The sequence below is a fragment of the Methylomonas sp. Uni0011 genome, from assembly GCF_056850255.1.
This window is the reverse complement of sequence record NZ_JBVVNO010000010.1, coordinates 41127-54780: the sequence shown is the minus strand read 5'-3', so window position 1 is coordinate 54780 and position 13654 is coordinate 41127. Positions and strand designations below refer to the sequence as shown.

The 13654-nt window shown below is 58.6% G+C and carries 15 protein-coding genes; 2 read left to right on the top strand and 13 right to left on the bottom strand.

Annotated features, from left to right (window positions below; genetic code table 11):
• The first annotated feature begins 33 nt into the window (after window positions 1–33).
• On the top strand, window positions 34–426 hold the full coding sequence (locus AC0IM9_RS12915; RefSeq protein ID WP_482804272.1) for a thiol-disulfide oxidoreductase DCC family protein: 393 nt from the start codon (window positions 34–36) through the stop codon (window positions 424–426).
• Window positions 427–489: 63 nt separating this feature from the next.
• On the opposite strand, the gene AC0IM9_RS12910 is transcribed toward AC0IM9_RS12915, so the two are convergent.
• The 10 genes from AC0IM9_RS12910 to moaB form a co-directional block, all read right to left on the bottom strand.
• Window positions 490–954 carry a hypothetical protein gene (locus AC0IM9_RS12910; RefSeq protein WP_278210145.1) on the bottom strand — a complete coding sequence of 155 codons (465 nt, stop codon included), beginning with the start codon at window positions 952–954 and terminating at the stop codon, window positions 490–492.
• 270 nt (window positions 955–1224) lie between these two features.
• On the bottom strand, window positions 1225–1611 hold the full coding sequence (gene hisI / locus AC0IM9_RS12905; RefSeq protein ID WP_482804271.1) for a phosphoribosyl-AMP cyclohydrolase: 387 nt from the start codon (window positions 1609–1611) through the stop codon (window positions 1225–1227).
• Entirely contained in the window at window positions 1608–2381 is a 774-nt protein-coding gene (gene hisF, locus AC0IM9_RS12900; RefSeq protein ID WP_140913922.1) for an imidazole glycerol phosphate synthase subunit HisF, read from the bottom strand. Before hisF ends, hisI begins: the two co-directional genes overlap by 4 nt.
• 13 nt (window positions 2382–2394) lie before the next feature.
• A complete protein-coding gene (hisA, locus tag AC0IM9_RS12895) occupies window positions 2395–3138 on the bottom strand; it encodes a 1-(5-phosphoribosyl)-5-[(5-phosphoribosylamino)methylideneamino]imidazole-4-carboxamide isomerase (RefSeq protein WP_140913921.1) in 744 nt (247 codons plus the stop codon).
• A gap of 66 nt (window positions 3139–3204) precedes the next feature.
• Complete coding sequence (hisH, locus tag AC0IM9_RS12890; RefSeq protein WP_482804270.1) at window positions 3205–3846, bottom strand: imidazole glycerol phosphate synthase subunit HisH; 642 nt, start codon at window positions 3844–3846, stop codon at window positions 3205–3207.
• A 47-nt stretch (window positions 3847–3893) separates the two neighbouring features.
• Window positions 3894–4487, bottom strand: coding sequence for an imidazoleglycerol-phosphate dehydratase HisB (gene hisB, locus AC0IM9_RS12885; RefSeq protein ID WP_140913919.1), 594 nt, complete (start codon window positions 4485–4487; stop codon window positions 3894–3896).
• A gap of 48 nt (window positions 4488–4535) precedes the next feature.
• Window positions 4536–7178, bottom strand: a complete 2643-nt coding sequence (gene pepN / locus AC0IM9_RS12880; protein ID WP_482804269.1) for an aminopeptidase N — start codon at window positions 7176–7178, stop codon at window positions 4536–4538.
• 3 nt (window positions 7179–7181) lie between these two features.
• Window positions 7182–7712 carry a phosphate-starvation-inducible PsiE family protein gene (locus tag AC0IM9_RS12875; RefSeq protein WP_445371922.1) on the bottom strand — a complete coding sequence of 177 codons (531 nt, stop codon included), beginning with the start codon at window positions 7710–7712 and terminating at the stop codon, window positions 7182–7184.
• 13 nt (window positions 7713–7725) lie between these two features.
• Window positions 7726–8088: a DUF423 domain-containing protein gene (locus tag AC0IM9_RS12870; RefSeq protein ID WP_482804268.1), complete on the bottom strand. Its 363-nt coding sequence runs from the start codon at window positions 8086–8088 to the stop codon at window positions 7726–7728.
• Window positions 8085–8606, bottom strand: a complete 522-nt coding sequence (gene moaB, locus AC0IM9_RS12865) for a molybdenum cofactor biosynthesis protein B (protein ID WP_445371924.1) — start codon at window positions 8604–8606, stop codon at window positions 8085–8087. Before moaB ends, AC0IM9_RS12870 begins: the two co-directional genes overlap by 4 nt.
• A gap of 148 nt (window positions 8607–8754) precedes the next feature.
• Between moaB and AC0IM9_RS12860 the strand changes: the two genes are divergently transcribed.
• A complete protein-coding gene (locus AC0IM9_RS12860) occupies window positions 8755–9828 on the top strand; it encodes an AI-2E family transporter (RefSeq protein ID WP_278210138.1) in 1074 nt (357 codons plus the stop codon).
• Window positions 9829–9906: 78 nt separating this feature from the next.
• Here the strand turns inward: AC0IM9_RS12860 and AC0IM9_RS12855 are convergent, their stop codons facing one another.
• The 3 genes from AC0IM9_RS12855 to AC0IM9_RS12845 form a co-directional block, all read right to left on the bottom strand.
• A complete protein-coding gene (locus AC0IM9_RS12855) occupies window positions 9907–11259 on the bottom strand; it encodes a cytochrome P450 (RefSeq protein WP_482804267.1) in 1353 nt (450 codons plus the stop codon).
• Window positions 11260–11377: 118 nt separating this feature from the next.
• Window positions 11378–12349, bottom strand: coding sequence for a hypothetical protein (locus AC0IM9_RS12850; protein WP_482804266.1), 972 nt, complete (start codon window positions 12347–12349; stop codon window positions 11378–11380).
• A gap of 20 nt (window positions 12350–12369) precedes the next feature.
• Window positions 12370–13542 (bottom strand): methyl-accepting chemotaxis protein, encoded by a 1173-nt coding sequence (locus tag AC0IM9_RS12845; protein WP_482804265.1) that lies wholly within the window; start codon window positions 13540–13542, stop codon window positions 12370–12372.
• Window positions 13543–13654: the final 112 nt, after the last annotated feature.

The following is a 13654-nucleotide window of genomic DNA, read 5'->3' as shown; positions in this document are numbered from 1 at the left end:
AGCCCCGGTCCTTTGACGCACACAGGTAACGCCATGAACACCAACGCCGAATTCACCCTACTCTACGACGGCCACTGTCCGATTTGCCGACGAGAAGTGGCTTGGCTACAGTCCAGAAACGCCGCCGGCCGCGTCGCGTTTCAGGATATCCACGCAAACGATTTCGCACCGGAACCTTTGGGCTGTACCGAGGCCGAGTTGATGGCGGAAATTCACGGCGTGCGGGCCGATGGCTCGCTGGTGAAAGGTATCGATGCCTTCCACGCGACCTATAGCTTGCTGGGTCTGGCTTGGTTGGCTGCGCCGTTGCGTTGGCCGTTGACCCGGCCGCTGTTTGCCAAACTGTATGCGTATTTCGCCCGCTACCGTTTGCCGCTGGGGGCGTGGCTGGCGGGCAAGGCTTGTAAGGCCGATTGCCGGATTTGAGCCTGCGTCTGAGACGGCAGCAGTATCGTCAGCACGGCTCGCTTGCACCGGCAGCGCCTGCAATCATTCGTCGTAAAACTCGTTTCTAGCTCGCCGGCTGACTTGGTAGACGTTGCGGGTATCGAATACGTTGGTGTGGATTGGCGTTTCGTTGTCATGCTTGACGTTGCAGCGGCGGTCGCCCTTGCGTTTTTCCAACATTTCGACCGTGACGATCTGTTGCCCGGCGCGGCGGTCGTTTTTTCCGGATCGAATGAAATACTCGCGCACTTCGACGATTTTGTTTTTGAAGCGCTTGCCGTGCAATTTCTTGATCGCCTGGCGCCCGGCTTTATCGTCGTCGATAAAGACTCGGCCGTGAAACGACAGCACATTGGTTCTCAGGTTTTTCAGACAAAAAATATCGGTCTTCAAAATTCGGCCAACTTTGAACGGCAACCAAAAACAAAACCGCAAAGCCGGTGCAACGAAATCGGCCAATTCGTCTTCCTGGGAAGCAGAAGGAATATTTTTTACGATCAGTATCATAAGCCAATACCGCGATTCTGAGCGCCCGACCGGTGCATGCCGGCGTTGAGCGTAACGACTGTAGGGATAGTCCGTTTTATAGCGTCAATCCGCTGGATTACTTTAACCTTAGCTGGGACTTGTGGCCACAGCAAATAATTCCCTGACAGCCGAAGGCCGACAGCCGCAACGCAAAGCCGGGAAGGGCGGCATCGGTAATGACGCCAGAAGTAGGGGGTTACGCTGCAGTCCGCCAATTGGACCCGCAGCCGCGGCTAAGACAATAGCCGTTTATTTGTATATTGCTTGCGGATCTTTCAACACGGCTTCGCTGACTTGCCAATCGCCGTCTTTGAAGCTGCGGAAGAAACAGCTTTCCCGGCCGGTATGGCAGGCGATGCCGCCTTCCTGTTCCACCTTCAATAAAATCACGTCGCCGTCGCAATCCAACTGCAGATCGATGATTTTTTGGCGATGGCCCGATTCCTCGCCTTTGCGCCACAAACGCTGGCGGGAGCGCGACCAATACACGGCGTAGCCTTCGGCGACGGTGAGGGCCAGCGATTCCCGATTCATCCAGGCAAACATCAACACTCGGCCGCTGCTGTGGTCCTGGGCAATGGCCGGAACCAATCCGTCCTCGGTCCATTCGATTTGTTCCAGCCAAGTAGTCGTCATAACCGCACCTCGATACCGCGCGACTGCATGTGGCGTTTGGCCTGTTCTATCGTATATTCGGCGAAATGGAAAATACTGGCGGCCAAGACCGCATCGGCCTTGCCTTCGATGATGCCGTCGGCCAAATGGTCCAGGTTGCCGACGCCGCCGGAGGCGATCACCGGAATACTGACCGCTTCGCTGATGGCGCGGGTCAAGGCCAGATCGAAGCCGGACTTGGTGCCGTCGCGGTCCATACTGGTCAACAGAATTTCGCCGGCCCCGTAATCCTTCATCCGCACCGCCCATGCCACGGCATCGATGCCGGTGGGTTTACGGCCGCCGTGGGTAAAAATTTCCCAGCGCTCGGCCTCGCCGTCCTGGCTGACTTTCTTGGCGTCGATCGCGACGACGATGCACTGCGAACCGAACTTGTCGGCAGCTTCCTTGACGAACTCGGGCCGGAATACTGCTGCGCTGTTGATTCCGACTTTATCGGCGCCGGCATTCAGCATGCGACGAATATCGTCCGAGCTGCGGATGCCACCGCCCACGGTCAGCGGGATGAACACCTCGCTGGCAACCTGTTCGACCACATGGACCATCGTATCCCGGTTGTCGTGGGTGGCGGTGATATCGAGAAAGGTAAGTTCGTCGGCGCCCTCGCGGTCGTAGCGGCGGGCGATTTCGACCGGATCGCCGGCATCGCGGATATCGACGAATTTGACGCCTTTGACAACGCGGCCGTTATCGACGTCCAGGCAGGGAATGATGCGTTTGGCTAGGCTCATGGCGGGTTGCCGTTCAATCCTCGCCGCCGAAGGAAGCGGCCAGTTTGGCGCCTTCGGCGAAATCCAAGGTGCCTTCGTAGATTGCGCGGCCGGTAATCGCGCCCATGATGCCTTCTTGGGCCACGGCACCCAAAGCGCGGATATCGTCCAGATTGGTGATGCCGCCGGAGGCGATGACCGGGATGTGTACCGAACTGGCCAGCTTGGCGGTGGCTTCGACATTAACGCCCTGCATCATGCCGTCGCGGGAGATATCGGTGTAGATAATCGCCGCAACACCATTGGATTCAAATTTTTGCGCCATATCGATCACGTCGTGGCGAGACAGTTTGGACCAGCCGTCGATCGCCACCTTGCCGTCGCGGGCGTCCAGACCGATGATGATGTGGCCGGGAAATTCGATCGCTGCGTCGCGGACAAAATGCGGCTCGCTGACGGCTTTGGTGCCGATGATCACGTATTGTACGCCGGCTTCCAGGTAGGCTTGGATGGTGTCCTCGTCGCGGATGCCGCCGCCGATTTGAATCGGCACTTCCGGGTAGGCCTCGACGATGGCGTGAATAATGTCGGCGTTTTTCGGCTTGCCGGCAAAGGCGCCGTCCAAATCGACCAAGTGCAAACGCTTCGCGCCCGCTTCAACCCAGCGCCCCGCAACCGCCACCGGATCGTCGGAGAACACGGTGTCGTCTTCCATACGGCCCTGACGCAAGCGGACACATTTTCCTTCCTTCAAGTCAATTGCGGGTATCAGCAACATATCTAAATCTCGACAGTTAAATCACTATTTCAAAGGGTTAGTAAAGCCAACGCAGAAGGTTGGCGGTTACGCCGTCCCGTCCCAGGCCAGGAAGTTTTGCAACAATTGCAATCCGACCGTCTGGCTTTTTTCAGGATGAAATTGGACGGCAAACAGATTGCCATTGGCCAAGGCACAGGTGAAGGTTTGCGGATAATCTGCGGTTGCTGCAGTATGGCGTGCGTCGTCCGGCACCGCATAATAGCTGTGCACGAAATAGAAACGACTGCGGTCCGGGATATTTTTCCATAACGGATGCGGCTTCTGTTCGACTTGATTCCAGCCCATGTGCGGAATTTTCAGGACCTCGCCGTCACCGTCGCGCAGATCGTCGGCGAAGCGCCGGACATGACCGGGTAATAGGCCGAGACAGGCGACACCGCCGTTTTCCTCGCTGTCGGTCAGCAGGGCTTGCATGCCCAGGCAAATTCCCAACATCGGTTTCGCGGCAGCCACCTCTTTAATGACCTCGGCCAAACCGCTGTCGTGCAGCGCATTGATGCAATCGCGAATTGCGCCGACGCCGGGAAACACCACCCGGTCCGCTCCGCGAATAATTTCCGGATCGGAGCTGACCAGCACTTGGCTTCGGCTATCGACATGTTGAAGCGCTTTGGCGATGGAATGCAGATTACCCATTCCGTAATCGATGACGGCAACTGACGGCATAACAGTTAGATATTTAAGGTCAAAAGTTCGAAGCGGCTGTGAAGAGTTTACAGAGTGCCTTTGGTGGACGGCATGATCCCGGCCATGCGCGGATCGGGGCTGATCGCCATCCGCACTGCCCGGCCGAATGCCTTGAAAACGGTTTCGGCAATGTGGTGGGCGTTGCCGCCTTTCAGATTGTCGATATGCAAAGTCACGCCGGCGTGGTTGACGAAACCCTGAAAAAATTCTTTGAACAAATCCACGTCGAAATTGCCGATCAGCGCGCGCTTGAATTCGACATCGTAAAACAATCCCGGCCGGCCGGAAAAATCCACCACCACCCGCGACAAGGATTCGTCGAGCGGACAATAGGCGTGGCCGTAGCGGTAAATGCCTTTTTTATCGCCAAGCGCTTTGGCAACCGCCTGGCCCAAGGTAATGCCGATGTCTTCGACACTGTGGTGGGCATCGATGTGTAGATCGCCGTGAGACACGATTTCCATGTCGATCAAGCCGTGCCGGGCCACTTGGTCCAGCATGTGGTCCAAAAACGGCAGGCCGGTAGTGAACGCGGCTGAGCCGCTGCCGTCGAGATTAACCGAAATCTTGATCTGGGTTTCGAGGGTGTTGCGTTCAACCTGGGCGGTGCGTGGGTTCATGCTAATGCGGGTAACTGGGTCCGAAGCTAGTTTACGTGATTGTGACGGCTACGCCAAACTCTTGCTGGCAATCTCGTAGACATCTTTCGACAAATGTTCGGTAGCGACGATACGCTGTAATTCCTGTTTCATCAAGCTTTGCCGGTTGGCGTCGTAGCGCCGCCATTGCGCCAGACCGCTGACCATGCGCGAGGCGATTTGCGGATTCAACGCATTCAATTCGATCACGCGGTCGGCCAAAAACCGGTAGCCTTCGCCATTCGCAGCATGGAAATGCAACGGATTCGACTGACTAAAGGCGCCGACCAAGGCCCGAACCCGGTTCGGCGTTTTCATATCGAAAGCCGGGTGCCGCATCAGATTCTGCACGGTGGCAAAGGTATTCGGCATGCTGCTGGTCGCCTGCAGCGCAAACCACTTGTCGATGACCAGCGCCTCCTGCTGCCATTGCCGGTAAAAACTGTCGAGGCAATCGGCTTTGTCCGGGTTGTGGCTGTTTACGATCGCCGACAATGCCGAGATTTGGTCGGTCATATTGCGGGCGCCGCGGAATTGCTGCTCGGCCAGACGGTGACTGTCCGGCGTTTCCAATTTACTCAGGTAGCTCAGGCAGGTGTTTTTCAGGCGGCGCCGGCCCACGGCGCCGGCATCGAAGCAACCGGATTCGTCGCGGTGGTGTTGGCGGTAAAGTGCCAGAAATTGATCCGCCAGACTGGTTGCCAGGGTTTTCTTGACGAACTCGCGGGCCTGGTGCACGGCGTCGACGTCAATAATTGCCATTTGGCCGGACAGATAACTCTCTTCCGGTAACGCCAACAGCAAAGCCTGATAGGACAAATCGCCGCCGGCATCAGCCAGCACCTTGCGGTACGCTTCGATCACGATCGCATCCAGCTGCAGCGGCCGCCCCAATTCGATGCTGTCGATCAAATCGAAAATGGCTTGCGTCGCCAATTGCTGGCCGGCCTCCCAACGGTTGAAGGTGTCGCTATCGTGGCTCAGCAGAAAGGCCAGTTCGTCCAAACCGCGCGGCATTTTCAACGTCACCGGCGCGGAAAACCCGCGCAGCAACGAAACCACCGGCTTGCCGGCCAAATTGCCGAAGCTGAAGCTTTGTTCGGCTTCGGTCAGATTCAATGTGACCTCGGTGTGCCGCTCGCCACCGAACTCGAATGCGGCCGGTGTCCCGTCTGGATTCAATAGCCCCAGTTTTACCGGAATATGTAACGGTTGTTTGACCGGCTGATTCGGCGTCGGCGGACAGCTTTGGCGCAGCGTCAGTTGCAAGCGGCCGCCGGCTGTATCGTAGTCCTGCTCCACTGCCAGCAGCGGAGTGCCGGCCTGCGAATACCAGCGGCGGAATTGGCCGAATTCGACGCCGTTGGCGTCTTCCAGCGCCTTGACGAAATCCTCGCAGGTCACAGCCTGGCCGTCGTGGCGTTGGAAATATAAATCGCAGCCTTTGCGAAAACCTTCCGCGCCGAGCAAGGTGTGCAGCATCCGCACCACTTCCGCGCCTTTTTCGTAGACGGTCAGCGTATAAAAGTTGTTGATTTCGATATAGGCTTCGGGACGCACCGGATGCGCCAAAGGGCCGGCGTCTTCGGCAAACTGGCGAGTCCGCAAGGCGTTGACGTCTTCGATCCGCTTCACGGCCGGCGAAGTCATGTCGCCGCTGAATTGCTGGTCGCGGAATACGGTAAAGCCTTCTTTCAGACTCAACTGGAACCAATCGCGGCAGGTGACCCGGTTGCCGGACCAGTTATGAAAATATTCGTGGCCGATCACGCCTTCGATGTGTTCGTAATCGCTGTCGGTAGCAGTATCCGGCCGGGCCAGCACGAACTTGGTGTTAAACACGTTCAGCCCCTTGTTTTCCATCGCACCCATGTTGAAATGATCGACGGCGACGATCATATACAAATCCAGATCGTATTCCAGGCCGTAGGTTTCCTCATCCCAGCGCATCGCGTTTTTCAGCGATTGCATCGCATGGGCGCATTTGTCGACGTTGTGTTGCTCGACGAAAATCTCCAGCGCAATCCGCCGGCCACTCATCGTCATGAACTCGTCGGCGACACATTCCAACTGGCCTGCGACCAACGCGAACAGGTAGCACGGCTTGGCGAACGGGTCTTCCCAACTGACCCAATGCCGATTGTTTTCCAACTCGCCGCCGCCGGTTTTGTTGCCGTTGGACAGTAATACCGGGTATTTGGCCTTGTCGGCGACCAGCGTGGTTTTGAAACGGCTCATCACGTCCGGCCGGTCCAAAAACCAAGTGATTTTCCGAAAGCCCTGCGCCTCGCACTGGGTGCAGAGCATGCTGCTGGACAGAAACAACCCTTCCAGAGCGGTGTTGGCTTGCGGATTGATCAGATTTTCGATCAGGATTTCGAACGGCCTGTCCTGCGGCGCCTCGTGGATAATCAACGCTTCGTCGCCGACCAGATATTCGCTGGCGCTCAGCGGCCGGCCGTCGACGGCGATGCTGAGCAATTGCAACTCCTCGCCCCACAGCTTTAGCGCGACACTGTCGGCCAAGCTCTGCGGATTGCGCCTGACGCTCATTTTGGCGCGCACCTTAGTGCGCTGGTCGTCCAAATCGAAATCCAATTCGACTTGGTCGATCAGATATTCCGGCGGCGTGTAGTCTTTCAGGTAGACAGTTTGCGGGCTGGCATCGCGCATGGCTTATCGCTCTTCAGTTTTGACGGGTTGCGGTTTATAGGAAATCAGCCAATAGGTCAGGCCCAGAGACACCGTTACAGCGGCAATCCCGACGGTATAAGCCGGGTCCAGGTCCTTGAAATCCAACATGATCACTTTTCGGGCCACGGCCATCAAGGCTGTGGCAATCACCATTTTAATCGGTAGCGTGTCGTGCTTGATGTACAACGTGATGTTGATAAAAATCTCGATCGCGATCAGCACGGCCATGAACGAACCGAAAATCAACAATATGTCCGAGACCGTCAACATCATAAACGGTTCCGCGACCAAGCGTTGGTAGATCACATACACCACGTCGGCCACGCCCCACAAAATCACCAGCACCATCAGCACCGCCAGCACCCGAACCGCAAAATGGATCACGGCATGCAGTACTTTTAGCAGACCGTCTTCGACGACCGGCGCCAACTTCACTTCGGGTTCGTCGCGGGTGGTGCGACTGGTTCCGGGCCGCGACGGCGAAGACGGGCGAACGGGCGGTTTGGATTCCATCGGTGACTCCTGCTTATTCTCGAAGCGCGACGTAGGCCAGCAGGCCCCATGCCGCCAAAAACGCCAGGCCGCCCAGCGGCGTAACCATACCCAGCCATTTGATATCGAATATCGCCAGCAAGTATAGACTGCCCGAAAACAGCAGGATGCCGAGCGCGAACAGCCTTCCCGCCCAACGCAGCGCCGCCCGCTCGGTCAATAGCGCCACCAACCCCAGCGCCAAGCTGTGCCACATCTGGTAATTTACCGCGGTTTTATAGATATCCAATTGGTAATCGCTCAGCAGATGTTTCAAACCGTGGGCGCCGAACGCACCCAACGCCACTCCGCTAAAGCCACCCACAGCAGCCAAGAATAAAAAAGTCCGGCGCATCATTTCTCCAGCAAACGCGGCATCAATTGCACCAGATTACAAGGTCGTGTGCGGTAATCCAGTTGGTCTTTGATCAGCGCCTCCCAGGCAGTGCGGCAAGCACCGGAAGAACCCGGCACGCAGAATATATATGTGGCATTGGCGACGCCGGCCAGCGCCCGCGACTGCATCGTCGAACTCTTGATGTCCTGGTAGGACAACATCCGAAACACCTCGCCGAAGCCGTCCAGCACCTTGTCCAGCAACGGCAACACCGCTTCCGGAGTACCGTCGCGCCCGGTTACGCCGGTTCCGCCGGTGGTGATGATTGCATTGACGTTGGGATCGGCGATCCATTGGCTGACGGCGGCGCGAATTTGATAAATATCGTCGCGCACGATTTTTTTATCCGCCAGGGAATGCCCGGCAGCGAGCAGGCCATCGACTAGCACGCGACCGGAAGTATCGTCCGCTTCGCTGCGGGTGTCGGATACGGTCAATACCGCGATATTGATCGGAATGAATTCACGGGGTTCGCTCACGGCAAGGGTCTCCAAAATGTCGCTGCCGCATTCTAGTGAATGCTTCGCCGGCCAAGCAAGCGCTGATTAAGCCGCAACCGGTAATACCGGCTGGCGCGATAATGCCGTAAACTCCGGACCAGTATTGTTAAACCGGTGCAGGCCGCCAATGAGCATGCAAAACACGCGTTACGAAAAAGCCGCCAGTCTGGCCGCACTGGGCCTGCTGTTGTTTGCCTGTTACCAGGTGCTGCAGCCGTTTGTGTTCGATTTGCTGTGGGCCGCCATCTTATGTTTCGTCACCTGGCCGCTCTATTCCCGCTTGCGGGAATGGCATTTCAGCGCCAATCGCGCCGCGGCCACCATGGTGCTGCCGATCGGTATCCTGCTGTTGACGCCGTTCGTTACCGCCGGATTCAGCTTTACCGAAGACATCAACCGCTTGTTGCAATGGCTCAACCAAAGCGTGCACACCTGGCCGGCAGCCCCGGAATGGCTGGAACGCCTGCCGTGGCTCGGCGACAGGGCCAAATCGGCTTGGCAAAATATAGGCGAAGACACCAGCCGGCTGGTGAATCTGGCCCGTCCCTACGCCCTCGGTGCCGGCACCTGGATTTTGCAGCAAGGCATCAAGCTCGGCGGCCAGTTGATGCATATGGGCCTGAGTATTCTGGTGTTGTTTTTTTTCTATCGCGACGGTGAACGGGTCGCCGAACACGTGGTGATTGCGGTTCGGCGCCTGGCCGGCGAACGCAGCCAACGCATTCTGCACATCGTCCGCTCCAGCTTGCGTGCCGTGGTATACGGCATTATCGGCACCGCGCTGGTTCAAGCCTTGGCGTCGATGCTCGGCTTCGTGCTTGCCGACGTACCCTACGCCTTCGTGCTGGGCGTCGTCGCTTTCTTTTTGATGCTGCTTCCGGCCGCCGGCACCGTGGTCTGGCTGCCGGTTGCGTTATGGCTGCTGGTGGAAGGCGAAACCGGCCGGGCGATTTTTATCGCCCTGTGGTTCCTGTTGTTCGTCGGCACGATAGACAATTGGTTGCGGCCGGTCCTGATCAGCCGCGAAGTCGAATTGCCGTTCGTCTTGATCGTATTCGGCATCTTCGGCGGCCTGCTGGCCTTCGGCTTCATTGGCGTATTCATCGGCCCGACCCTGCTGGCGACCAGTTACGCCCTGGTGCTGGATTGGCTGATCAGCAAGGAGCGCGAGCAAAGTGGAGATGATGGCAGCTCAAGCTGATCGGTATCTCCGCGGCGGGGTTGGAATCCAACCGAGCGCAAGACTCTCCGCAACCTGATTCCGGCCTTTTGCCTGGGCTTATGCGAGCCGGTGCAAGCTCGCCGGCAACCCGCCTTTCGGCCGCAGGCTCACCATTAATTCGATCTCCGCCTCGCCCGGATCGAGTAATTCGATATCGTAATGGCGCACGATCAGACTCAGCAGCAACTGGCTCTCCAGCAAGGCGAAATGGTTGCCGATACAAATCCGTTCGCCGGCGCCGAACGGCATGAAGGCAAAGCGGTGGCTGCGGTTGCCGAGAAAGCGCTCCGGATCGAAGCGCTCCGGGTCGTCCCAGAATTGCGGATGGTGGTGCAGGTTGAAAATATTGAACAACGCCAAGCTCCCGGCGGCGAGCCGATAACCTTCGAATTCGACATCTTGTGCGACCTTACGCATGATGATGCCGACCGGCGGCCGCAGCCGCAGCGATTCGTGCAGGACCGCCTTGCAGTATTCCAGGTTTTGCAGGTCAGCAAACTGCCAATCTTCCTCGGCCGGCAAAGCCTGCAACTCCCGCCGCAAACGGCCGAGCGCTTCCGGATGCCTGGCCAACAAGTACAAGGTCCAACTCAGTAAATTCGAGGTGGTCTCGTGGCCGGCGCTGAAAATGGTCAACACTTCGTCGCGCAGTTGGCGGTCGCTCATGCCGGCCCCGCTATCCTCGTCGCGCGCCTGCAACAACATGCCCAGCAAATCCTGGCCGACGGGCGCCGGATGGGCGCGGCGCTGTTCGATGATGCCGTAAACCACGCCGTCCAACGTCGCCATGGCCCGGTTGAAAGCGCGGTTACGCGGCGTCGGCACCGATGGCGGCAAGGATAAAGGATTCAGCAGCGACGCGGCGGCGTGGCGCAATGCCGTGTCCAGCGCCGGAGCGATAGCCTCGATCCGATCCAGCACGCTGGTGCCGAACATGGTTTGGGTGATGACTTCCAGCGTCAGTCGCATCATTTCGTCGCACAGATTGACCTGGACCCCATCGCCCAAGCCTTGCCAGCGCAGCAGCATTTCGCGGCCGGCGGCGACGATTTGCGGCTGCAACGCGCTCAGGTTGCCGCGCTGAAACACCGGCTGCATCAAACGCCGCTGATTGCGCCACAATTCGCCGCGACTGGTGACCAAGCCCTGGCCGAGCACCAACTCCAGGCCTTTGGGTTTTTGCGGGTCGTACATTTTGACGAACTTGCCGGCCTGACGGACCAAGGCCTGTTCCGCCATCTGCGGATGGCTGAACATATAGAATTGCCGGGTTAGTACTCGAAAACCGACCGCATCGCCGTAGTCGCGCCACCAGGCGGACAAAGTCCGAAACGGATCGACGGCGAGCGGCCGCAGATTGCCGATCAGAAAATCGGCTTTGGCTTGCGGTATGGATTTGGCGTTGGGCATCTAAATTCGCGAACGGGTCCGGTAGCCGCCGCGGCCGTGGCGCAGGTCGGGCGGCAAAAGTGCGCCACTGTAACGGCTTACCCCGCCGTTACACAAGCCGTTCCGGCCCGGCGCCGGCTTACAGCGCCAGCGGCACGATGCCGGCGGCGGCGATAGCCAACCCCAGTAGCAGCGCCGCCAGCGATTGGCGGCCCAGCCGGGTGGCGCCGGCCAACAGCGTTTGCAACTCCCGGTTGGCGACCGCTTCGGCCCGGTCGTACAGATCGAATACGCCGTTCAGTGTCTGCGTGGCGTTGGCGAAAAAGCCGGCCGGGTCGATTTCGGGGCGTTCGGTCGCCAGCAATTGCTGCTCGATATCGCCGACCAAACTACCGATGTGCTGCTGCACCTCGCCGAAGCTGCGCCGAAATTCAGCCCCCGCCATCGCCGACGGCGTTCGGGCGATACCCGACTCGAGGCGCTCTGCGGCATTGCGGATGCGGGTCAGCAAGTAGCCCAGTTTGATGCGTTCGGTGCTGAGACTGCGGCCGGCGGCGGCAATGCCGGTACCGATCGCCCGGGTTTGGCCGATCGCTTCGGCAGTGTCCGGCAACAAATGCCAAACAATCTCGACAAATCCGAACGGGCAGGCGCTATCGCAGTGCAATTGGCTGCGTTCGGCGATGTCGCGTATCAAATCCAGTACGGCCGAGATCAATTGGCAGTGATTGTCGAAGCTTTGCTCGCGGGTGCCGTGCAGTACGGTCGGGCTCAATGCGCGCCAGCGGGATTGAATCGACTCGAATCCGGCGCGATGGGCCGGCAAAGCTTGCAAGCTAGCGGCGATTTGTTCGGCTTCGCGGTCGATTTCGGCCTGCAATGCCGAAATTTTATATTTGAAACTGGCATCGCCGTTCAGATAGCCGCTGACCATACCGCGGTGCTGTTGTATTTTGCCGAGCAATTGCTTTAGTTGGCGGTTGATGGCGATGCTGGTTTGTTGGCCGGCCAAGTGGGCGAGTCGGCTTCGGTTGCGGCAGTGCCAGATCGCGGCAAACACCGAGCCGGTCGAGCCGGCCACCGCGCATAACAAGATTAGGGTATCGGCCATCGGAATATCTGCGGTGCGGATTAATGGGCTGCGACTTGCGCCAGTTTCGACAGGTGGCGGGCGATCGCCGCCGATTCCTGGGCGGCTTTGCTGTTTTCTTCGACATGCTGGGCGATGCTTTCCACGTTGCGGCCGATCTCCAGACTGACCTGGCTTTGCTGTTCGGTGCTGGTGGCGATCATCGATACGTTGTCCAAGGTGCTGTCGGCATATTCCTTGATCCCGGCCAGCACGCGCTCCACGCTGTAAGCCTTGTCTATACCCTGCTCGGTGCGTTGCTGCGTGGCGTCGATCGAACGCACGGCGCGATCGATTTGTTCGCGCACCGCTTGGGTGGTACCGGTGATCTCCTCGGCCGACAGCCTGACCCGTTGCGCCAGCGTCCGCACTTCGTCAGCCACGACGGCGAAACCGCGGCCGTATTCGCCGGCCCGCGCCGCTTCGATCGCCGCGTTCAGCGCCAGTAGATTGGTCTGTTCGGAAATGGCCTTGATCATCTCCGAGATTTGCGAGACCTGCTGGGAATGCTGTTCCAGGTTGCGCATCAAACCGGCCAGCTCCTCTATTTCCAGGAACAGTTGCTTGATATCGGCAATAAAACTATCGATCGAATGCTGGCCTTGCAGCGACAGTTGCTGCGTGGTCGAGGAAATCTTTTCGGTTTCCCGGCATTGGCCGGCCACGCCCAGGATGCTGGCCGACATTTGCTCGATGGCCGCCGCCATCATCGTCGTGCTCTTCCGCTGCAGGTCGAGTTGGTCGGCAACCTGGCCGGAGCCTTGGTGCAACTGGTCGGCGGCGTAGGTCACTTCCTGGATCGAAGCCTGCACCTTGTTCATCCGCCGGCCCAGTTCGCGTACCGTATCGTTAAAGCCAACGCCCAGTTCAGCCAACTCGTCGCGGCCGACGACCTGCAAGCGCACGTCGAAATCGCCGTTCGCAAGTTGGCGCTGTGCAGCAAGCAGACTTTGCAGCCCGTTACGCAATCCGGCGTAGAGTGCGTACAGCGCGATCATCCAGGGCAATTGGCCGGCAGTCGCCGCCAGCCACAGCTCCGGCGACAGGCCGGGGTAGCCGTTGGCGACCACGGCCGCACTAAGCATTGCCGGCAGTGCGATCAGGCCGGACAGGATCAGGAATTGATGGTGAAGCCGATAGTTGCCGAGAACGGCGGAAAGCAACGAAGCGGGCATGGGGTACTCGTCGAAAGTGGAGACTGGCTTTGTGTGCAGCAAATTTCTCGCCAGCCTTGTCGACTCGAAAATACCGCTGGTCAGCGTCCGGCACCGCACCGGTTTGGACCGT

Bases quoted from the DNA above. Each gene is read 5' to 3' on its own strand.
- AC0IM9_RS12870 (WP_482804268.1), bottom strand. From the start codon at position 8,088: ATGATGCGCCGGACTTTTTTATTCTTGGCTGCTGTGGGTGGCTTTAGC.
- AC0IM9_RS12855 (WP_482804267.1), bottom strand. From the start codon at position 11,259: ATGCCCAACGCCAAATCCATACCGCAAGCCAAAGCCGATTTTCTGATC.
- AC0IM9_RS12850 (WP_482804266.1), bottom strand. From the start codon at position 12,349: ATGGCCGATACCCTAATCTTGTTATGCGCGGTGGCCGGCTCGACCGGC.
- AC0IM9_RS12860 (WP_278210138.1), top strand. From the start codon at position 8,755: ATGAGCATGCAAAACACGCGTTACGAAAAAGCCGCCAGTCTGGCCGCA.
- hisB (WP_140913919.1), bottom strand. From the start codon at position 4,487: ATGAACCCACGCACCGCCCAGGTTGAACGCAACACCCTCGAAACCCAG.
- pepN (WP_482804269.1), bottom strand. From the start codon at position 7,178: ATGCGCGATGCCAGCCCGCAAACTGTCTACCTGAAAGACTACACGCCG.
- AC0IM9_RS12845 (WP_482804265.1), bottom strand. From the start codon at position 13,542: ATGCCCGCTTCGTTGCTTTCCGCCGTTCTCGGCAACTATCGGCTTCAC.
- hisA (WP_140913921.1), bottom strand. From the start codon at position 3,138: ATGTTGCTGATACCCGCAATTGACTTGAAGGAAGGAAAATGTGTCCGC.
- AC0IM9_RS12910 (WP_278210145.1), bottom strand. From the start codon at position 954: ATGATACTGATCGTAAAAAATATTCCTTCTGCTTCCCAGGAAGACGAA.
- hisF (WP_140913922.1), bottom strand. From the start codon at position 2,381: ATGAGCCTAGCCAAACGCATCATTCCCTGCCTGGACGTCGATAACGGC.
- AC0IM9_RS12915 (WP_482804272.1), top strand. From the start codon at position 34: ATGAACACCAACGCCGAATTCACCCTACTCTACGACGGCCACTGTCCG.
- hisI (WP_482804271.1), bottom strand. From the start codon at position 1,611: ATGACGACTACTTGGCTGGAACAAATCGAATGGACCGAGGACGGATTG.
- AC0IM9_RS12875 (WP_445371922.1), bottom strand. From the start codon at position 7,712: ATGGAATCCAAACCGCCCGTTCGCCCGTCTTCGCCGTCGCGGCCCGGA.
- hisH (WP_482804270.1), bottom strand. From the start codon at position 3,846: ATGCCGTCAGTTGCCGTCATCGATTACGGAATGGGTAATCTGCATTCC.